Below are 1781 nucleotides of genomic sequence, written 5' to 3'. Positions count from 1 at the left end.
AGCCCCAAGCAATACAGGTACTGGTGATAATAACCAACCGTCGAGTGATTCTAATGGAGCCCCAAGCAATACAGGTACTGGTGATAATAACCAACCGTCGAGTGATTCTAATGGAGCCCCAAGCAATACAGGTACTGGTGATAATAACCAACCGTCGAGTGATTCTAATGGAGCCCCAAGCAATACAGATAATGGTGATAATAACCAATAGCCAATAACCGTTAAGTATTCGCTATTTATACGAGAAGACATGAGATGAAATCAATTTAAGTTGCCAGAAAATACTAAAAAAGCCAAAGTTCTAAGTACCAGTAAATAGAGAATCTATCTTTTTCTGATACATTAAAATTCGGATTATAAATACTATTTTCGCTTAAAGTCGCTTAAATCGATTTAAAAAAACATAAAGTTTAGGTCATAGATCATGTTTTCTCTTAGATGTATAAAAAGCATATTAATGTGTTTGTTAATGGTATGCCTTGTCGGTTGTAATGCAGATTCAACTTTAGATTCGAGCTATCAAAATATAACGGTAAAACCAGGCAATAAGTACTTAAAGCGTGGAGATCAAGTCAAGCATGCTATTCAACTGACGGGCTTTAAGGTTTCTTCACAAAGCAGTAATTATTCAGATCATTGGGATTATAAGTGTGTTATCAATCATCATGATATTTCAAAAAGTACAAACTATAACGGTATTAATTGCCACAAAGAAGGAATATATTTAAAAATTTCTTATCAAGCAGATTTAACAGAAGATCAATATCTAACAGTCACTATTACTTCACAAAAATCACAGGATCAAATTGTTTTACACCATGTGCTATTAGCGGATAAACCGCATGACTATATTCTAAAAGCTAAGAGCTTCAACAGCGATCAAACAGCACATAAATACTTCTATATCATTGATCCACAACAAAGTACTATTAAAACACATATTAATAATTACTGTCATGATTTAGCATCTTATCAACAAGAATTAAAATTATGTTTAAGTGATTATGGTAAAAATGTGATGGTGATGCTTTATGCTGTTTTACAGGCGATGAGCAGTCAGCAACAAGGAGATAGAGCATCCTACATTCAAGTAAAGATCAATCAACTCTTATCAAATTATTATCTTGAGCATCAGATTAATAGTGAAGAAGCGGCTTTAATGGTGTTGGTTGGGTTGCTTAAGCATCTAAATATTGGTGTAAAGTTTATTGATTTTTATACGCTTATGAAGCCGCTTAATTTAAATTTTTCAGCATCAGAGATATTTTATAAAAATGATATAAATAGTATTGATCGATCTAACAAAGCTTACGTAACGATTGCTAGAATTTATGCTAGCGATGCTTTGCAAAAAATGGTTTTCGCTCAACCATTGACTAAAAATAAAGCTAATGGCGCCATTACATTTGATCTGCATTATAGTATTGGCGAAAGCCATATAAATAGTGAGAGGGAAACAAGTACCAATAATCAAGAGTCATTAAATGCTGCTTCTCAGAGTCAAGGACAAGATTTAGACACTCAAAATCATGTATGCTGTCAAAAAACATTCAGTAATCAAGCAATCAGTTATATTTCAGGTAATGCAGTTAATAATTTAAATCTAAAAAATACAAGCCCAAAAAATACACTTTTAGAAGCTGTATCGATTAATAACAAATCAGCAGTTGGCAGTGATGATAAGGGTAATAAGGAAAATAAGGGAAATAAGGGAAATAAGGGAAATAAGGGAAATAAGGGAAATAAGGGAAATAAGGGAAATAAGGGAAATAAGGGAAATA

General features: G+C 32.7%; 2 protein-coding genes. One reads left to right on the top strand and one right to left on the bottom strand.

The features are described 5' to 3' along the window. Nucleotides 1-252, bottom strand: a 252-nt coding sequence (locus ACTS4L_RS11235) for a hypothetical protein (RefSeq protein ID WP_440652063.1), incomplete at its 3' end; no start/stop codon positions are given. Between the two features lie 211 nt (nucleotides 253-463). Here ACTS4L_RS11235 and ACTS4L_RS11230 point away from each other — a divergent pair. Beyond that, nucleotides 464-1781, top strand: a 1318-nt coding sequence (locus tag ACTS4L_RS11230) for a hypothetical protein (RefSeq protein ID WP_440652062.1), incomplete at its 3' end; no start/stop codon positions are given.

It is taken from the genome of Cysteiniphilum sp. 19S12-1 (assembly GCF_052030685.1).
Lineage (GTDB): Bacteria > Pseudomonadota > Gammaproteobacteria > Francisellales > Francisellaceae > Caedibacter.
Note: the sequence above shows the minus strand (reverse complement) of the source record. Positions and strands in the feature narration are given on the sequence as shown.